7 protein-coding genes, 2 tRNA genes, 1 pseudogene and 1 riboswitch are annotated in these 18196 nt (G+C 38.3%); of the genes and pseudogenes, 2 read left to right on the top strand and 8 right to left on the bottom strand.

Annotated features, from left to right (window positions below):
• Positions 1-417: 417 nt before the first annotated feature.
• Positions 418-5388, bottom strand: a complete 4971-nt coding sequence (locus KBW87_RS02415; RefSeq protein WP_255807181.1) for a Rib/alpha-like domain-containing protein — start codon at positions 5386-5388, stop codon at positions 418-420.
• Entirely contained in the window at positions 5367-8852 is a 3486-nt protein-coding gene (locus KBW87_RS02410; RefSeq protein ID WP_236695257.1) for a pectate lyase-like adhesive domain-containing protein, read from the bottom strand. Before KBW87_RS02410 ends, KBW87_RS02415 begins: the two co-directional genes overlap by 22 nt.
• Before the next feature lie 331 nt (positions 8853-9183).
• On the opposite strand from KBW87_RS02410, the pseudogene KBW87_RS02405 reads away from it, so the two are divergent.
• Positions 9184-9893 (top strand): annotated as a pseudogene (locus KBW87_RS02405) (transposase family protein).
• A gap of 110 nt (positions 9894-10003) precedes the next feature.
• Here the strand turns inward: KBW87_RS02405 and KBW87_RS02400 are convergent.
• On the bottom strand, positions 10004-11674 hold the full coding sequence (locus tag KBW87_RS02400; RefSeq protein ID WP_057810092.1) for a putative polysaccharide biosynthesis protein: 1671 nt from the start codon (positions 11672-11674) through the stop codon (positions 10004-10006).
• A 95-nt stretch (positions 11675-11769) separates the two neighbouring features.
• A complete protein-coding gene (leuS, locus tag KBW87_RS02395) occupies positions 11770-14184 on the bottom strand; it encodes a leucine--tRNA ligase (protein WP_057810091.1) in 2415 nt (804 codons plus the stop codon).
• Positions 14185-14481: 297 nt separating this feature from the next.
• Here leuS and KBW87_RS02390 point away from each other — a divergent pair, with 297 nt between their 5' ends.
• Positions 14482-15141, top strand: a complete 660-nt coding sequence (locus tag KBW87_RS02390; RefSeq protein ID WP_057810097.1) for a phosphatase PAP2 family protein — start codon at positions 14482-14484, stop codon at positions 15139-15141.
• A 45-nt stretch (positions 15142-15186) separates the two neighbouring features.
• Here KBW87_RS02390 and KBW87_RS02385 read toward each other — a convergent pair whose 3' ends face one another.
• From KBW87_RS02385 to KBW87_RS02370, 4 genes are all read right to left on the bottom strand, one after another.
• Positions 15187-16656 (bottom strand): MDR family MFS transporter, encoded by a 1470-nt coding sequence (locus KBW87_RS02385; RefSeq protein WP_057810089.1) that lies wholly within the window; start codon positions 16654-16656, stop codon positions 15187-15189.
• Positions 16657-16668: 12 nt separating this feature from the next.
• Positions 16669-17868, bottom strand: coding sequence for a methionine adenosyltransferase (gene metK, locus KBW87_RS02380; RefSeq protein WP_057810087.1), 1200 nt, complete (start codon positions 17866-17868; stop codon positions 16669-16671).
• Positions 17866-17953: riboswitch (SMK box riboswitch) on the bottom strand. (Overlaps the previous gene by 3 nt.)
• A 68-nt stretch (positions 17954-18021) precedes the next feature.
• A tRNA-Val gene (locus KBW87_RS02375) sits at positions 18022-18094 on the bottom strand.
• 5 nt (positions 18095-18099) lie between these two features.
• A tRNA-Glu gene (locus KBW87_RS02370) sits at positions 18100-18171 on the bottom strand.
• Positions 18172-18196: the final 25 nt, after the last annotated feature.

The raw sequence follows: 18196 nt of genomic DNA, 5'->3' as shown, positions 1-18196 counted from the left end.
TTTTATCTGCTTTAGACTCACTTTTGAAATACTTATTAATTTGCAAATTCAATAACTTTTTATTATTAATGTCACAATAGTAAACGCTTCCATTTTATTTTTAATCATGCTATATTAAAAGTGTAAAGAAAAACAAAACGTATATTATTTAAGGAGATGAGCTCCTATGATGATCTCAACTATTATCGGTGGTTCTTTCTTAATCTGTGAACTCGCCGGCGTCATTACCATGTCAATAGTTAATCCATATTAAAATGGTTTTATACTTTTTCCTGTTGATGGATATATATGATATTCTATCGACAGGATTTTTTATTGCATAAATAAATAAGAATACTTGTTTTTATGCAACAAAAAAAGAAGAGGCCTCTAGTCTCTTCTTTCTTTGTCTATATTTAGAATTAAACTTTACAATATTTACTTATCTCTACGCTTCTTACCAGCAGCTAATCCGAATAGACTACCTACTGCAGCAATAGCTAAACCTAAGATACCAGCTGTATTTTCAGACTTAGCACCTGTTTGTGGCAAAGTAGCCTTTTCAGAATGTTTAATTTGTTGTGCTGGAGTTGCAGAAGTCTTCTTTTCATTAGTTTCCGCAACATGCTTAGTGATAACTTGAGCAGTGTTGTTGCTGTTGTTTTCCTTTGCGACAGCATCGACATATACCTTAACTGTCAAGTCTACGCTTGAACCATCTGGGTAAGTTACTGTAATAACGCCAGTGTGTTCACCAACGGTATTGACATTCGGTACTTCTTTCCAAGTGTACTTAGTACCTGCTGGCATTTCATCCTTGTTCTTAATAGCATCTGCTGGGTTTGGAAGAACGCCTGGAGTAGTGTGAATTGGTTGTGTTTCTGGTGTTACATTGTTTGTATTAACAATTACCTTCACAGTTACTTCGTCCTTTGAGCCATCTGGGTAAGTTACAACAATCACACCAGTACTTTCACCTGGCTTAGTTACATCCGGGGTCTTCTCCCATGTGTACTTAGTGCCATCTGGTAAGTCACTCTTGTTCTTGATGCCTTCTGCTGGATCTGGTACGACACCGGTCTTAGTGTTTACATCTTGACCTTCTGGGGTGTACTTGTCTGCATCAGTTGGAGTTGTTGGGTTGGTTACGTGAATGGTTACTGGTACTTCATCCTTTGAACCATCTGGGTAAGTTACTACAACTACAGCTGGTTTATTACCTTCAGTAGTTACATCTGGAGTGTCTTTCCATGTGTACTTAGTGCCATCTGGTAAGTCACTCTTGTTCTTGATGCCTTCTGCTGGATTTGGTACAACACCGGTCTTAGTGTTTACATCTTGACCTTCTGGAGTGTAGTTGTCTGCATCAGTTGGAGTTGTTGGGTTGGTTACGTGAATGGTTACTGGTACTTCATCCTTTGAACCATCTGGGTAAGTTACTACAACTACAGCTGGTTTATTACCTTCAGTAGTTACATCTGGAGTGTCTTTCCATGTGTACTTAGTGCCATCTGGTAAGTCACTCTTGTTCTTGATGCCTTCTGCTGGATTTGGTACAACGCCAGTCTTGGTGTTTACATCTTGACCTTCTGGAGTGTACTTATCTGAATCAGTTGGAGTTGCTGGGTTGGTTACGTGGATGGTTACTGGAACTTCATCCTTTGAACCATCTGGGTAAGTTACGACAACTGTAGCTGGCTTGTCTCCTGCAGTAGTTACATCTGGAGTGTCCTTCCATGTGTACTTAGTGCCATCTGGTAAGTCACTCTTGTTCTTAATGCCTTCTGCTGGATTTGGTACAACGCCAGTCTTGGTGTTTACATCTTGACCTTCTGGAGTGTACTTATCTGCATCAGTTGGAGTTGCTGGGTTGGTTACGTGGATGGTTACTGGAACTTCATCCTTTGAACCATCTGGGTAAGTTACGACAACTGTAGCTGGCTTGTCTCCTGCAGTAGTTACATCTGGAGTGTCCTTCCATGTGTACTTAGTGCCATCTGGTAAGTCACTCTTGTTCTTAATGCCTTCTGCTGGATTTGGTACAACGCCAGTCTTGGTGTTTACATCTTGACCTTCTGGGGTGTACTTGTCTGCATCAGTTGGGTTCTTAGTTACAGTTACGGTAACCGGAACTTCAACAGTTGAGCCACCTGGGTAAGTTACTACAACTACAGCGGGTTTATTACCTTCAGTAGATACATCCGGTGTTGTCTTCCATGAGTACTTAGTACCATCTGGTAAATCATCTTTGTTGGCAATTCCTTGCCCTGCATCTGGTACTTCACCGACCTTAGTAGTTACATTTTGACCAGTTGGAGCTACTGGAGCATATTTAATGTCAACAGTGACATTCTTAGTTTCAGCAGTAACTTCTTCAGCTGCTACTTTAGCTTGACTTGGAGTGTACCCTTTAACAGTTGGTGCATTAAATTCTGCCCAAGTACCATTTGCTTGGTTAAGTTCACCTGCCACATGCCATGCGTTCCAAGTAATCTTGCCAGTCACTGGATCAGTGTAACCGGCATTACCTTGAGCATCTTCACGAGTAAAGTGAACGGTTTGATCATGACTTACTGGATCTTGACCTGGTTCATGAACCACAATCGTACGAGTTACGTACTGGTTCATGTCATCGTTTACGCCTTCTTGACCTGGCTTGTATGGTACTGGAGTATCAGCTTGCTTTTGGTAACTTACTGTGACGTTTGCCCCATTTTGTGGTTCGCCATCTTTTTCTGTTACTGCAGCTGCTGGTACTTCGGTTGACTTTGTACCATCTACGTATGAATCGTAACCCTTAATTTGTTCTACACTAGCTGAAGCAAATTCGGCTTTACCACTCTTAACGTGCCATGCGTTCCAGGTAATCTCGCCAGTCACTGGATCCTGGTAACCTGCGACGCCATTAACATCACGAGTGTAGTCTACGGTTTGCGTTACTGGGGCAATTGCTTCATGTCCTGCTGGTACTTCGTAGTTAATGGTACGGGTTACTGACTTATTCATATCCTTATTTGAAGGATTATAGGGCACTGGAGTTGCATTTTGTTTTACGTAAGTAATAGTATCAGTAATGTTTTGTGAATCTGGATCTACAGTTACTGCTGCTACTTCTGTTGCTTTAACACCATTTACGTAACTGTCGTAGCCCTTTTGTTCTTTAATGTTGTAAACTGGGAAAGTTTCGCTGTTTGAGTTCCATGCGTTCCAAGTAGTCTTCCCAGTTACTAAGTCCTTCACACCAGTACGTTCAAATTCAACTGAAGCAGTTCTTACAACATGCATATCGGCATTAGTCTTGCCAGCTGGTACTTCTTGGATGGTTTGGGTAATCTTCCGGTAAGTATCCTTGTTGGCCTTGTCAACTGGAACAACCTCAGTACCGTGTTCAACCTTGTAATTTACAGGTTGTGGATCATCTGAACCGAATTTGTAAGATCCGATAAATTTTTGGCCTGGAACTAGTTTCCAGTTAGTTGGAACATGTCCATATACATCAACATTAACAGTTTCATTAGTCTTACCAGGAACCTTGTAAGTACCTACCAGAGTGCCATCACCGTCAACATAATTAATTACTAAAGTATGTTCGTTAGCAGTGTAAGTTACATTAACAGTTTCATTTGATGAATCTGGAGTAATTGTTGCTGAAGCTGGAACATATTGTTGACCATTAACAGTTTCAATGGTTGCACCAGTTGCAGTAGCAGTGTAGCCAGGTTTAGTTACTTCATATTGTGGGAAGTTCGTTACTGCTTGACCTTCACTATTCTTAGCAGGTGCCCAATCAGTGTAACTGATTTGTTGACCTGCTGGCTTAGAAAGATCAGTTATCTTAGCGCGACTGTAAATTACGTGTTGAATAACTAGAGTACTTTCGCCTTCAACATTAATCGTACGAGTAATATCACGATAAATGTCGTGGTTAGTCTTATCATCAACACCTTGATCAACCTTGATTACATTTACAGCTACTGGAACATCAAGATAACTACCATCAGTGAAGTTAATTCGTACTGTTGCAGGAGCCTTAGCATTAGCTTTATCAAGGCTTGGTAAAGTTTGCCAGTTAACTGAACTAAATTCAGAATTATGATCAGCAGTTAAATCCTTAGTATTTACAAGCTTTGAAGCATCTCCTAAAGCAGTCTTCAAATCCCTAACGTCGACGTCGGAGTTAACACTTGGAATAGTACCGTTAGCTTCTGCACCATAAATATAAACTGATGGGAATGGATAAGTTGATACTGGACCTTTACCATAAATTGGCCAGTTTACACCTGAGCTGTTAACAACAGCTGAATACCAAGGATAACCAGATTGATCATTTGTCCAGTTAGTATAAGTAATCGTCTTGGTTCCACCATTGTTGTCTGATACTAAGCTTGATGGTTGACCATTACCTTTGATTGCACCTAATGCATTATTGAATAGAACCTTACCTGCTTCAGTCCAACTAATCTTAATGCCACTAGCATTAATAGATTGTGGAGCATTAACAGTTACACCAGCCGGATTATCACCAGTTTGGGTAAGAACATATGCAGTCTTGTCGGCATTCAAAGTGTAAATGTATGGATTGCTGTAGTTTTGACCACCTTGGTAGTAGCTTAACTTGAAGTTTTCAATTACGGGCTCACCAATGATGTTCTTGTCAGAAGTCTTGTGAGTTACAACATTATTGGCATGAAGGCTGAAGACATGACCATTATCGATAACAGTAACATCACCTTGACCATTTACAGCAACAGGAATTGTTACTGTTTCAGTAGTACCATCTGGATAAGTTACAGTTGCCGTGCCAGTAGTTGCACCCGGTTTTGAAGTATCTGGTTTAGTAGTCCAAGTTGCACTTGTTGGATAACCATCAACTGGAGTAGTACCACCATTATTCAAGTTGGCAATTCCTTCAGTGGCAGCTGGATCTCCACCAACAGTTGTAGTAATCGTCTTAATTTCTGGGTTAGCGTTAACAACTACATTAGTTGAAACTTCGTCCTTAGAACCATCTGGGTAAGTTACTACAATAACTGCTGGTTTCTTACCTGGTTTAGTGGTATCTGGAGTGTTTTGCCAAGTGTAAGTTGTGCCGCTTGGTAAACTATCAGGATTCTTGATGCCTTCGGCTGGATTTGGAACTTCTCCAACCTTAGTTGAAACATCTTGCCCTTCTGGCTTGTACTTGTCTGCATCAGTTGTTACCTTAATTGAATTTGCTGGAATATTAATGTTCAAGTAAGTTGGTTGACCATTTGCAGCCTTATCAGTAAAGGTGATCTTAATTACGCCGCCTTGGCCTTGTTCATTAGGCTTAGTTTCCCAAGTAGTAGATACAATTTCGTCAGTTGGGATCTTGTTTTCCACTAATTGATTAAATTGTTCATTAGTTAAGGCTGAGCCAAGTGCCACATTAACTGGAGTAGCGACATTTTTAGCACCTGCACCTTAGCATCAATAGTAAATGGATTAGTAGTTACAACACCATTCTTTGAACCTAGGATGTTATTAGCGGCATTATTGTTAGTGAGGTCAATCTTAATAGTATTATTTTCAATTTCCTTACCAGCTGCAGTTGCAGTCTCAACATTAGTATTTGGAGTTGTAGTCCAGCTAACAGTTGATGGATCAATCGTAATTGGCGTAGCAGTAGTTGAAAGCTTCCCATTTGTTAATTCGTAGCCTTCTGCAGTTACAACAGTTGCTGGAGAAAGTACTTGTGAATTTTCAGTAGTTTCGTGAGCGTTAAGTTTAGAGGTATCAACAGTAGTTACAACTGCACCATTATCACCCCAAGTTACTGTTTGACCAGCCTTAGTAACAATTACTGGCACAGTAGTCTCATCGGTACTCTTATCTGGGTAAGTTACAGTTACTGGAACATTGTAAGCACCTGGTGTTACCTCAGTACTTGGCTTAACAGTTACAGTACCTGTTGATGGATTAATAGTTGCCCACTTAGGTGTATCCGTATCAGTCGTAAAGGTGGTTCCAGCTGGAGCAGTTACATCCTTACCAGCTTGATCAGTAAATGCTGGATCATCAGTAGTAGATTGACCTTGTTCAACACTTACTGGCTTGTATGATGGAGTGTAAAGCTTTGCCATTGGTTCAGTAATCTTCAATGGAATATTTGCAAAGTCAACAGAACCATCAGTGTAGGTTACTTTTGCCCAAGCTGATTTATCACTAGTCTTAAGATTGCCGATTGGGTTAGTTGGTGCTGCTTCATTGCCCATTACGCTCTTCCACTCATTAGCATCAGTAGCTGCATCATACCAACTTACGCTCTTAACAGAAGAAAGATCATCTGTCTCTGTACCATTGCTAGAAAGCAAGCCCTTAATACCATCTTTAGCAGTTAAATCCTTCAGAGTTTGGCTAGTATTACCATCAATAGTTTGAACTACTGGTTGATACTTGTCAGCATCAGTTGGTGTTACTTTAGTTTCTAGGTTAGTCCCCATAGAAATTTGTTGTGGTGTCCACCAATTAAAGTTATTCAAGAATTGATTTAAGTATGGCGTTTGATAATGTACACCCGGATTTGGTTGTCCTTGGGTAATTGTACCGTCAGTGTATTGATATTGGTTCAATCCTGCTTGGCTACCACCCATGGTAACAGTACCGTTGGAGTGAAGGAATTTAGCTTCACCAGCCTTATTTGCACCAACAGTTTGACCTTCACCAGCAAAACCACTGATTGAGTTGTTACCCCAGTTATTTTGAGTTGTGAGGTTGTTAATATACCAGTAATATGATGGGTTATTATAGTTACCTTCATCCCATTGAGCAAGAGGCAATGGATTGCGGCCGCCATTACTTTGAATGTTGACATGGTTTACTTGGTTTTCAAGACGAAGTAACGTACCAGTTTGCTTTCCTGTCCGTTGGAAGTTTACATATGCTGGATTAGTAATGTTAATAGTATCAGAACTAGTTGCGCTACCATTTCCACTTCCCCACATTGTAATTAAACCGATGTTAGGGGTATTAGTAGTTGCACCGGCGATTGAAGATTGAGCTGAATCTTGAAGATCCAAGGTAGCACCATTTTGTACATTCACAGTAAAGATAGATCCAGTACCATTACCAGAACCAAATGAAATCAATGGTGAAGTAGACTTATTGTCACCAGTACGTTTAATTACTAATGTACCTGCATTATCTAAAACGTTTGAATCAGCATTAGTAACATTAAAGGCAAAACCAACACCTAATGAAATTGGAGCATAGTGATAACCATTGTAATTAGTTACACCGTTAGCACCAGTACCATCATTACTTTGCTTGGTATCAATATTAACAACACCAGTCTTACCAATGTTTAAATTACCAGCCCAAATAGCTATTGAATGACCATCTGCCATATTAGCATTTAAATTACCATCGACTTGAACCGTACCAGTAATAGCACTATTTACAAGCATACCTTTAACATCGGTAGACTTACCATTTAAGGTAACAGTAGCACCTTGTTGTACATCGATTGCTGGAGCTGTATCGTTTTTCTCATCTTCAACCTTAGCACGCAAGATGTTTCCACCAGGATTTTGATCATTGTTGGTTTTCGCACTGCTTACATTAAAGATAGTATTAGTGCCATCCGCAAAAATAATGTGGGAAGCTGAAACAGCACTTGAATAATTATAAAGTTGGTTACCTTTTACGTTTACTGCTTCACACGTAATATTATTGTTACCTTTGAAAGTTACGGTAGTGTATGGATCATCACCGGTTTGCAATGCCATAGTAGTGGTGTAAAAGGCACCGTTTTTAACATCAGCAGTCACATTTTCAAAGGTAACCTTGTTCTTAGAAAGATTAGTCTTAATATCATCTCCGCCCATGTAAATTGGACTGAATGCGCCACCTAAAGTTGACCAGCTATTGTCATAACCATCAGCATTGATAGTTAAGTTCTTGAAATCAATGTCCCAAGGATTACTATCTTTTTGATTATTAGTATCAAAACTTAAGTAGTTAGCACCGAAGTTAATGGCGTGTCCTTGACCGTCAACATCTAATCCACCAGAAATGTTAGAGCCAGTTAAATTCATCTTTCCAGAGTTAATTAGCGGTTGTGGACGATGAATGCCGTTAACATTAGTACCCTTGTTAGCAACAGTAATATCACTAGTTAAATTAATAGTACCAACACTAGAATCATTCATAGCGTTAACAAAGCCTTGCCAGTCTGATACATCTTGAGTTTGTGTACCACGCAAAGTCTTTGTTTGAGTTTCTTGAGGAGCAACTTTTTCTTCTCTAACAAAAAATTGAGTTGCTCGTACCTTACTAAGATCTGTTGCTCCTACCCTATTAAGATTTAATGTATTAGTATTTTTAGAAGCTTCCGTCTTAGGAGTAGCTTCGTCGTTCTTAGCCTCTTTTGAAGCAGCTGCTTCTACAGGAGTAGTTTCTTTTACTTCCTTATTAGCAACGTCTTTTGATAAATTTTGATTACTATTAGCAGCAGGAGATTGAGTAACTTTGCTATCAGTAGAATTTTGATTACTTGTGGTAGTTGTCTTTACCTTCTCTGCATCAGCTGCTTTGCTATTTTGTGCATTAACTGCAGCTGCACTTGATTGAATCTTATTTGATTGCTGTTCAGCACTTTGAGCATCATTAGTCTTTGATTGTTGCTCAGCACTTTGAGCACCATTAGTCTTTGATTGTTGCTCAGCATTTTGAGTCACTACTACAGAATTCTTTTCAGTAGCGGCTTGAACTTTTTGATTTCCAGCCATACTCATAAAGCTGAAACCAATTAAAACAGAAGCGGCACCAATAGAAAACTTTCTAATTGAAAACCGTTCTTTTCTAGGCTCCATTTTACGAAGCTTTTCGTGATAATTGTTTTTTGATAACATTATTTACTTTCTCCTTAGTAAATTATAAAAACTACACTTTCATTATAATCTCGTTTCTCATCATTGTATAATTTTACGTGTTATATAACACTAACATATAAAAGTTCAAAAAAATATATTTGAGAAAAAAGCCTGTTTTTAGTTAATTTTGGACTTTTACTCAAAATAAAAATTCTATTAAATCAAGGTTTATCGACTCTATACTTTTTCCTGTTGATGGATATCTATGATATTCTATCGACAGGATTTTTTTATTACATAATTAAAGAGGCCATAAGCCTCACTGCATTAAATCTTCTGATTCCACTTTAAAGAATAAAGGTGATTGCTTATGCCCTCTAACAATGGTTGTATTAAATTTCATCTCAATATTGAAGATCAAAACATTATTTTTACTGATTATTTTAAAAAATTTATCAACGGCAAGTTCCATAAGGTCTACTTAACTGAATTGGTTCAATCTGCTTGTCCTTACTGCCATTCTAATAATCTTAAGCATAATGGTCACTATACTTCTAACGTGCGCTTTATTATTGCTGATGCTAGCAAGCCGATTACTATCAGACTTAGAAAGCAACGCGTTCTTTGCAATGAGTGCCTGAAAAGATCTATGGTTCAATCTAGCCTTGTTAATAAATATTGCCATATCTCTAACGCATCTAAACGTAAAGTATTAACAGAAAATCGTTCTATGACTGACATTTCAAAGACTATCTGACTCAAGAGCATGTTATTTTAGATGCTTAGAATGCAATCAAGAGCTTGAAAACACATATTGGGTTATGCAGGACTTTATGACTGCTATCCAAAACAAAGACGAAAAGCAAATTATTAACTTTTAAACGTAATTATACTGACGTTCTGAATGGTATCTCCTCCAGCTATTCTAACGGCTGTCTTGGAGGAGTTAATCGTAAGATTAAGCAAATCGAACGAACTACTTACGGATACAGTAACTTTAAACATTTATTAATTAGAATCAGACTTGAAGAAAATATCATCAAAGAAAAAGAACCAAACAACTATTTTCAAGTTGCTTGATTCTCATTCAAAACTATTCATCAACAGGATTTGCAAAACAGCCATTAAAATTTAATTTTAGTTACTAAAAAAACTGCCACTATCTGTGACAGTTTTTTTATATCTCTAAATTACACATTAATGTGTAATTTATCTAAAATTCGAGTTACTTTGCTTCCTAAAATCTTCTGGGCTAAATGGGTCTTTACACTTACATAACCATAGAAGATAACTCCAGCAAATACCGCGATCAGCACAATTGCAAAAGCAGGGAAACGGCGTGCCGGACTCAGGAATAGCTCTAGAATGCTTTCAACCCCAGAAACAACTAAGAACATCCCAATTGAAAAAGTAGTAATTCCAACAAAACGGCGTCCTGTTCGATTTAAGTTAAAATCATAGCTAATTTCTAGATGTTTTAAGGCAAGTAAGATAATTGCAATCATCCCTAAATTAGTTGAAACCAATGGTCCATATACTTTAAACATCAAAATCATCGGGTATTGCAAGATGGCCTTAATGATTAATCCCAACATCAAATATTTAATGGCCAAGCCATTTTCAGATAAACCCTGTAAAATTGCCATTAAAACTGTGAACAGTCCTAAGCTAATTGCAGTAAATGATGAAAGATATAGCACACTACTACCTAATGGATCATAACTGTAAAAAATAGTATAGATTGGAGTTGCGATTGCAGCCATTCCAAAAGATGCAGGAATCATTACAAATAAGAACAAATCCAAAATATTACTAATTTGTTTAGCAATACTGCGGTAATCTCGTTGAGTATGAGCAGCTGACAAAAGTGGAATTGCAGTTACGGCCATCGCACTAGCCAATGAAACAATAATCATGATCAACTTGTTAGCATTCAATGCAAACAAGGCATACCAACTTTCGATCATATCTGAGCTGGCACTTACCAATCCTGCAATCATTGGGTGGAAAGTATACTGATCTACTAAGTAGAAAAGTTGAATACCAGCATCAATAATGATGAAAGGGATGGCTTGTTCGATAATTTCTGCAAACAAGGAACTAGTTGAAACTTCAATCTTATGATCAGAGTGTTCGACTAAATTATTTAAATATTGTCTTCTTGAGAATAAGAACCAGGCTAGGATCGCAATCCCAAACAAAGCACCAATTGCGGCAGCTAAGTTTGATTGAACTACAGCATGTACATACGAGCCGTGTTGCAGTTGCATAATTACAAAAGCAGTTAAAAGCATCCAAAGTACACGTGCTAATTGTTCAATGAATTGAGAAAGCGCCGACGGCATCATATCTGCATAACCTTGGAAGTAACCACGCATGATACTCAAAATCGGAATCAGCAAAATCGCATACGATAGACTTCGCATTACCGCAACTTGACGCGGATCACTCTTCGCTCCATGCAAAATTGCCCCGACAAAGTCATTGGTGGCGAGGATCGGTGCGGCAAAATACATCACTGCTGCCGACAAGACCCCCAAGATCGTCATCAAAATTAAACCCTTGCGAAACAGCTGTCGACCAATGCCATATTCATTTAAAGCATTATACTTAGCTACCTGCTTGGCAATTGCTCCTGGAATTCCTGCAGTTGAAATCAGAATAAAAATACTATAAATATTATAGCTTTTTGCAGTCAATGCATTGGCAATGTTGCCATAATTCCCCATCCAGGCGTACCACGGAATGATATACAAAGCACCCAGAATACGAGAAGTGATTGACCCAATTGTCATCCACGCAGAACCTTTTAGAAAAGTATCCTGCGAGTTCTTTGCATTTAATTCGTTTTCTTTTTCCATTTAATTTTCCTAATTCAAAGTACTAACTAATTTATTTTGAAATTATTCAGGACAATAAACAATAATATTTTTGCCCTCTTTAGGAAAAATTAAACTTATTTAGCAACGATGTTAACAATCTTGTTAGGAATTACAATAACTTTCTTAACGTCTTTACCTTCTAAGAACTTTTGAACGTGTGGCACAGCTAAAGCTGTCTTTTCAAGTTCATCTTTTGGAGCATCCTTAGCAGCTTCAAACTTACCTCTAAGCTTACCATTTACTTGAACCATAATTTCAACAGTTGATTCAACAAGCTTAGCTGGATCATAAGTTGGCCATTTTGCGTAAGAGATAGATTCATCATGACCAAATACTGACCAGATTTCTTCCATCATGTGTGGTGCAACTGGAGCTAAAAGCTTTACAAAGCCTTCTGCGTATTCGCGTGGAATTGTTTTAGCTTTTTGAGCCGCGTTGACAAAGACCATCATTTGACTGATAGCAGTGTTGAAGTGAAGTGCATCGAAGTCTTCAGTAACAATCTTAACAGTTTCGTTATAAACCTTATCAAGTTCACCATCGTTTTCGTCAACAATCTTTTCTTGAGGAATTGCCTTCAAGTCAAGATCATTAACCATCATTCTCCATACACGGTCTAAGAACTTCTTAGTTGATGCAGGACCATTATCATCCCAATCGATTGAAGCATCAAGTGGACCCATAAACATTTCATACGTTCTAAGTGAGTCTGCACCGTATTCTTCAATTACATCATCAGGGTTAACAACATTACCACGAGACTTAGACATCTTTTCATGATTCTTTAAAATCAAACCTTGGTTATAAAGACGTTGGAATGGTTCCTTGGTTGGTACAACACCAAGATCATAAAGAACCTTGTGCCAGAATCTTGCATAAAGAAGGTGACGAACGGCGTGTTCTGCCCCACCAATATAAAGATCAACTGGAAGCCATTGCTTTAATAAATCATAGTCGGCAAGTTCCTTATCATTATGTGGATCAACGTAACGTAAGTAGTACCATGAAGAACCAGCCCAGTTAGGCATAGTATTAGTTTCACGCTTACCCTTGCGGCCATTTTCATCAACCACATTTACCCAGTCAGTCAAGTTAGCAAGTGGACTTTCTGGAGTACCAGAAGGCTTGATATTAGTTGCATGTGGTAAACGAAGTGGTAATTCATCTTCCGGAACTAAAGTAGTTTCGCCATCTTCCCAGTGAATTACAGGAATTGGTTCACCCCAGTAGCGTTGACGACTGAAGTCCCAGTCACGAAGCTTGTAATTAACCTTTGGACCACCAACGTGGTGTTCTTCAAGCCAATCAATCATGCGCTTTTTAGCTTCTTCATTGTGAAGACCATTTAAAAATTCGGAATTGATATGAGGACCATCATCAGCGAAGGCCTCTTTTTCAATATTGCCACCTTCAATAACTGGATTAATTGGTAAACCAAACTTACTTGCAAATTCATAATCACGTTCGTCATGAGCAGGAACAGCCATAACTGCACCGGTACCATAACTTGCCAAAACATAGTCAGAAATCCAAATTGGAACTTCTTTACCGTTAACTGGGTTAATTGCATAAGCACCAGTGAAGACACCAGTCTTATTCTTGTTTAAATCAGTTCTTTCAAGGTCAGATTTTGATTCAATTTCTTTAATATAAGCATTCACAGCTTCTTTTTGCTCTGGAGTGGTAATCTCTTGCACAAGCTTGTTTTCAGGAGCTAAGACAGTGTAAGAACAACCAAATAAAGTATCTGGGCGAGTAGTAAAGATGTCAAAGCTCTTATCGCTATTTTTAATCTTGAAAGTAACTTGAGCTCCAACAGATCTACCAATCCAGTTTCTTTGCATTTCCTTAACTGGCTCTGGCCAATCTAAGTCATCTAAATCTTCCAGCAAACGATCGGCATAAGCGGTCATCTTAAGCATCCATTGCTTCATATTTCTACGGTAAACTGGGTAGCCACCACGTTCAGTTTTACCATTAACGATATCTTCGTTAGCAACTACCGTACCCAAATCTGGTGACCAGTTAACTGGAACTTCGGCTTCATAAGCAAGTCCCTTTTTATACATTTGCTCAAAAACCCATTGAGTCCACTTGTAGTAGTTTGGATCACTGGTTCTAATTTCACGATCCCAATCATATGAAAAGCCAAGGGTATTCAATTGACGCTTAAAGTTAGCAATATTTTCTTCAGTAACTTTAGCTGGATCTTCACCAGTTTTTAAAGCATATTGTTCAGTTGGAAGACCAAACGCATCCCAACCCATTGGGTGAAGTACGTTATAGCCTTGTGCTCTCTTCATTCTTGAAACAATATCGGTTGCAGTATATCCTTCTGGGTGGCCTACATGAAGACCTTTACCAGATGGAAATGGGAACATATCTAAGGCATAGTAATTCTTCTTATTTGGATCAGTACCAGTTTTAAAAGTATCATGCTTTGCCCAATAATCTTGCCATTTCTTTTCTACAACTTTGTGATTATACATTAATTAATTCCCCCTAAAATAAAAAAGTCCTATGATTTCCAAAAAATCATAGGACGAATTATCGCGGTACCACCTAAGTTCTACATTGCTTAATGTAACACTTATTGCCCCTTAACGCGGATAGCAACACGACAGCCTTTTAAAATAGGACAAGTTCACGATTTACTTTTAAGATTTCTCAGCAACCAATCTCTCTCTAAAAAAAGCGCCTCGTTACTACTTCCTAGCCTTTATTTTCTTATGGATAATGATTATAATTTACCACAAATACTAAAAATTACAAGGGAGACTTTATTTTTGATAAATACAAATCATCCCCCAAAGGATACTTTAATCCCTGGGGCTATTTTTCTGGTGATTTATGCAGTTTGGGCATTTTTAGTATCGTCTAATGCCGCATTCATTCATCACTTTGACCAAGCCGTCATCAGCGTTGTTTGCAATAACAACCCCGCCAATGTGGCCTTTGCGACGACTTTTACTAATCTAGGCAATACGAGCACAATTACAATTGAAACAATTATTGTTTTCATCCTACTCTTAGCATTTAAGCAATTTGCATATGCATTTTTTACAGCAGGGGTCATGATTGCCGCTAATGGTTACAATTGGATTATCAAACATGCCGTTCAACGACATCGTCCATATGTCCACCATTTAGTTTATGCGGACGGGTACAGCTTTCCTTCGGGTCACTCAGTTGGAAGCGCAGCGTTGTTTGGAGTTTTAATAATTTTAACTTTATTACTTGTCAAAAGTAAATTTTGGAAAACAGTTTTAATTATTCTCTGGACACTTTTCCCACTAGTAATTGGATACACCAGAATTTTTGTTCATGTTCATTATCCTTCCGATGTATTTGGTGGGTGGCTGGAAGGAATTACCTTTGTTTTAATCGGCTATTCCTTCCTCTACCACTTTTATGTTGAACCGAAAATGGAAGAGCGGCAACAATAAAAATAAGCGCCTTTGAAGAGCATTACTTTTCAAAGACGCTTATTTTTATACTTTTTTATTTTTTAAAAACTCTCGATCTTGATAAATCCGATTTAGTAAAATCGATAAGCCAATCACGATCAAAGAAACCACATAGACTCCCTTTAATCCGTTAAATAAAACTTGTCGAAGTTGCGGAATCACACTAGAACTCAATTCTTTTGCTTTTTGTGCAGAGACTATTTTATTCATCATCTCTTGAGTTAAATGAGGATAGTGAACGAGCCCTTGCGCTATTAAAGTGTTAAAAGTAATTCCGTAAAATGATACCATCATTGTTTGACCCAAATACTTCATTAAAGTGTTAAAAGATGTGGCTACTCCAATATCTTCTTTATTTACAATAGTTTGAGAGCGAAGCTGCGACGCAGTCATAATTGTTCCAAAGGCAGTTCCATTAAAGGCCGCAATCACGCAAAATACCCAAAACGGAGTATAAATTGGGACCAAAATTAAAGCAATATCAGCTATCAACAGAACTAATAACATATAGTCATAAGTTCTTTTAATCCCAAACTTTCCTAGCATTCCTCCAATGATAAAGGAACCAACAATCCACATCAATGAACTTGGCGTTACCGCAAAACCCGCAAGAGAAGCACTGGTCGCATTAATTCCTTGCATCCAAGTCGGAATATAAAATTCAAAGCCGATTACTACTCCAGAAATAAGAAGCGTAATTAGGTTAATTGCTAAGAACTCTTTATCTTTTAGCATCGAGAGCGGCATAATTGGATCTTCTGCTTGTTTTTCAGCTTTAAAGAAAGCAATGATACTAATCACAATTAAAAGCCCTAAAACAGCCATTATTGCTAATCCCACGTTTGCATCTAATTCTTGCAAGAAAAACATCAATGATAATAACAAAATTATTAACCAGATTGTGCCTTTTAAATCTAACTTTGATTTTTCGCTATACTTTGGCTCTTTTAAATAAAAGACCACGAGCAAAAAGGCAATAATCCCAATTGGCACATTAATATAGAATACCCAATGCCAAGATAGATGTTGAACAATAAATCCACCAAGTAGCGGTGCAATAACTGAAGCTACTCCCCAAAAGCTAGAGTTTAAGCCTAACATCTTAGCCCGTTTTTCAAGTTTATATAAATCCGCAATGATGGTTACTGCCACTGGCTGAACCGCACCAGAACCGAGCCCCTGAATTACGCGGAAAAATATTAACTCAATCATATTTTGTGATAGTCCGCAAAGTGATGATCCAATGACAAATAAGCCTATCCCAAACAAAAAAACTGGCTTCCGCCCAATGCTGTCTGCCAGTTTTCCGTATAAAGGAGTTGAAACTGCCGTCATCAAAAGGAAGATTGACACTACCCAGTTCATAATTTCAAGTCCATCTAAGTCTGAAACAATGGTGGGCATAGCTGTAGAAACAATTGTCCCTTCAATCGCAGTCATAAAAGTTGTCATAAAAATCGCAAGCGTGATTAACGGCACGTTTGTTTTTTTCATTCTTACTTCTCCTTATTTATTCTCTTTAATATAATCAAGCAAAGCTTGAACCTTATCAGTCTTTTCCCAAGGTAACTCTACATCAGTTCTACCAAAATGACCGTAAGCAGCTGTTTGTTCATAAATAGGACGACGCAAGTCAAGCATTTCAATAATTCCAGCCGGACGAAGGTCAAATACATTGCGAACTGCTGCAGTTAATAATTCGTCGCTGACCTTACCAGTACCAGCAGTATCAATCATTACAGAAACTGGGTGAGCTACTCCAATTGCATAGGCCAATTGCACTTCAAAGCGATAAGCAAGTCCAGCAGCTACAATATTTTTAGCAACATAACGAGCTGCATAAGAGGCACTACGGTCAACCTTAGTCGCATCTTTTCCAGAAAAGGCACCACCACCATGACGTGCATAACCACCATAAGTATCGACGATAATTTTACGTCCAGTTAAGCCGGAATCTCCCTTAGGTCCCCCAATAACAAAGCGACCTGATGGATTGATCAAAAACTTAGTTTCATCATCTAAGTATTTTTCAGGAATAACTTCACGAATCACCAAATCAATCATTGCTTTACGAATTTCTTCATTTGAAACTTCGGCATCAGTTTGAGTAGAAATAACTACTGTATCAACACGCTTAGGCTTATTGTCTGCATCATATTCGACGGTAACTTGAGCTTTTGCATCAGGACGAAGCCATTCTAAAGTCTTGTCTTTTCTAAGCGCAGCAACACGTCTCATTAAACGATGAGCTAATGAAATTGGAAGAGGCATAAGTTCAGGAGTTTCCTTGATGGCAAAACCAAACATTAATCCCTGGTCTCCAGCCCCAATTTTATCTAATTTATCATCATCTGACTTGTTTTCTCGAGTTTCAAGTGAGTGATCAACCCCACCTGCAATATCTGGAGATTGTTCATCAATATCAACTAAAACTGCACAGTTATTACCATCAAAACCTAATTCGGGACGATCATAACCAATCTTAAGGACAGTTTTTCTAACTACTTTTTGAATATCAACATATGCATTAGTAGAAATTTCACCAAATACATAAACCATCCCTGTCGTCACAATAGTTTCACAGGCAACGTGAGCATTTGGATCCTTTTCCAAAAGAGCATCTAAAATTGCATCTGAAATTTGATCCGCAACTTTATCTGGATGACCTTCAGAAACAGATTCTGAGGTAAATAAACGCTTTTCCATAATAGTCCCCCTATATAGACACTTGCTATTCGGTTACAAGGCATCTTCGTAAATTCTACGAATCCTCTCAGGACTTGAACCGATATAATAATTTCCCTCGTCCTGCAATTAAGCATAAAAAAAGACTACCAACTCTGGTAGTCTTTTGAACGATGGAGGATACAGGGCTCGAACCTGTGACCTCCTGCTTGTAAGGCAGATGCTCTCCCAGCTGAGCTAATCCTCCATGAGTGACCCGTACGGGATTTGAACCCATGTTACGGCCGTGAAAGGGCCGTGTCTTAACCACTTGACCAACGGGTCGTTATCTCAAGCACATTTATTAGTA

Source organism: Lactobacillus intestinalis, assembly GCF_024397795.1.
In the GTDB taxonomy this organism is placed as follows: Bacteria; Bacillota; Bacilli; order Lactobacillales; family Lactobacillaceae; genus Lactobacillus; species Lactobacillus intestinalis.
Note: the sequence above shows the minus strand (reverse complement) of the source record. Positions and strands in the feature narration are given on the sequence as shown.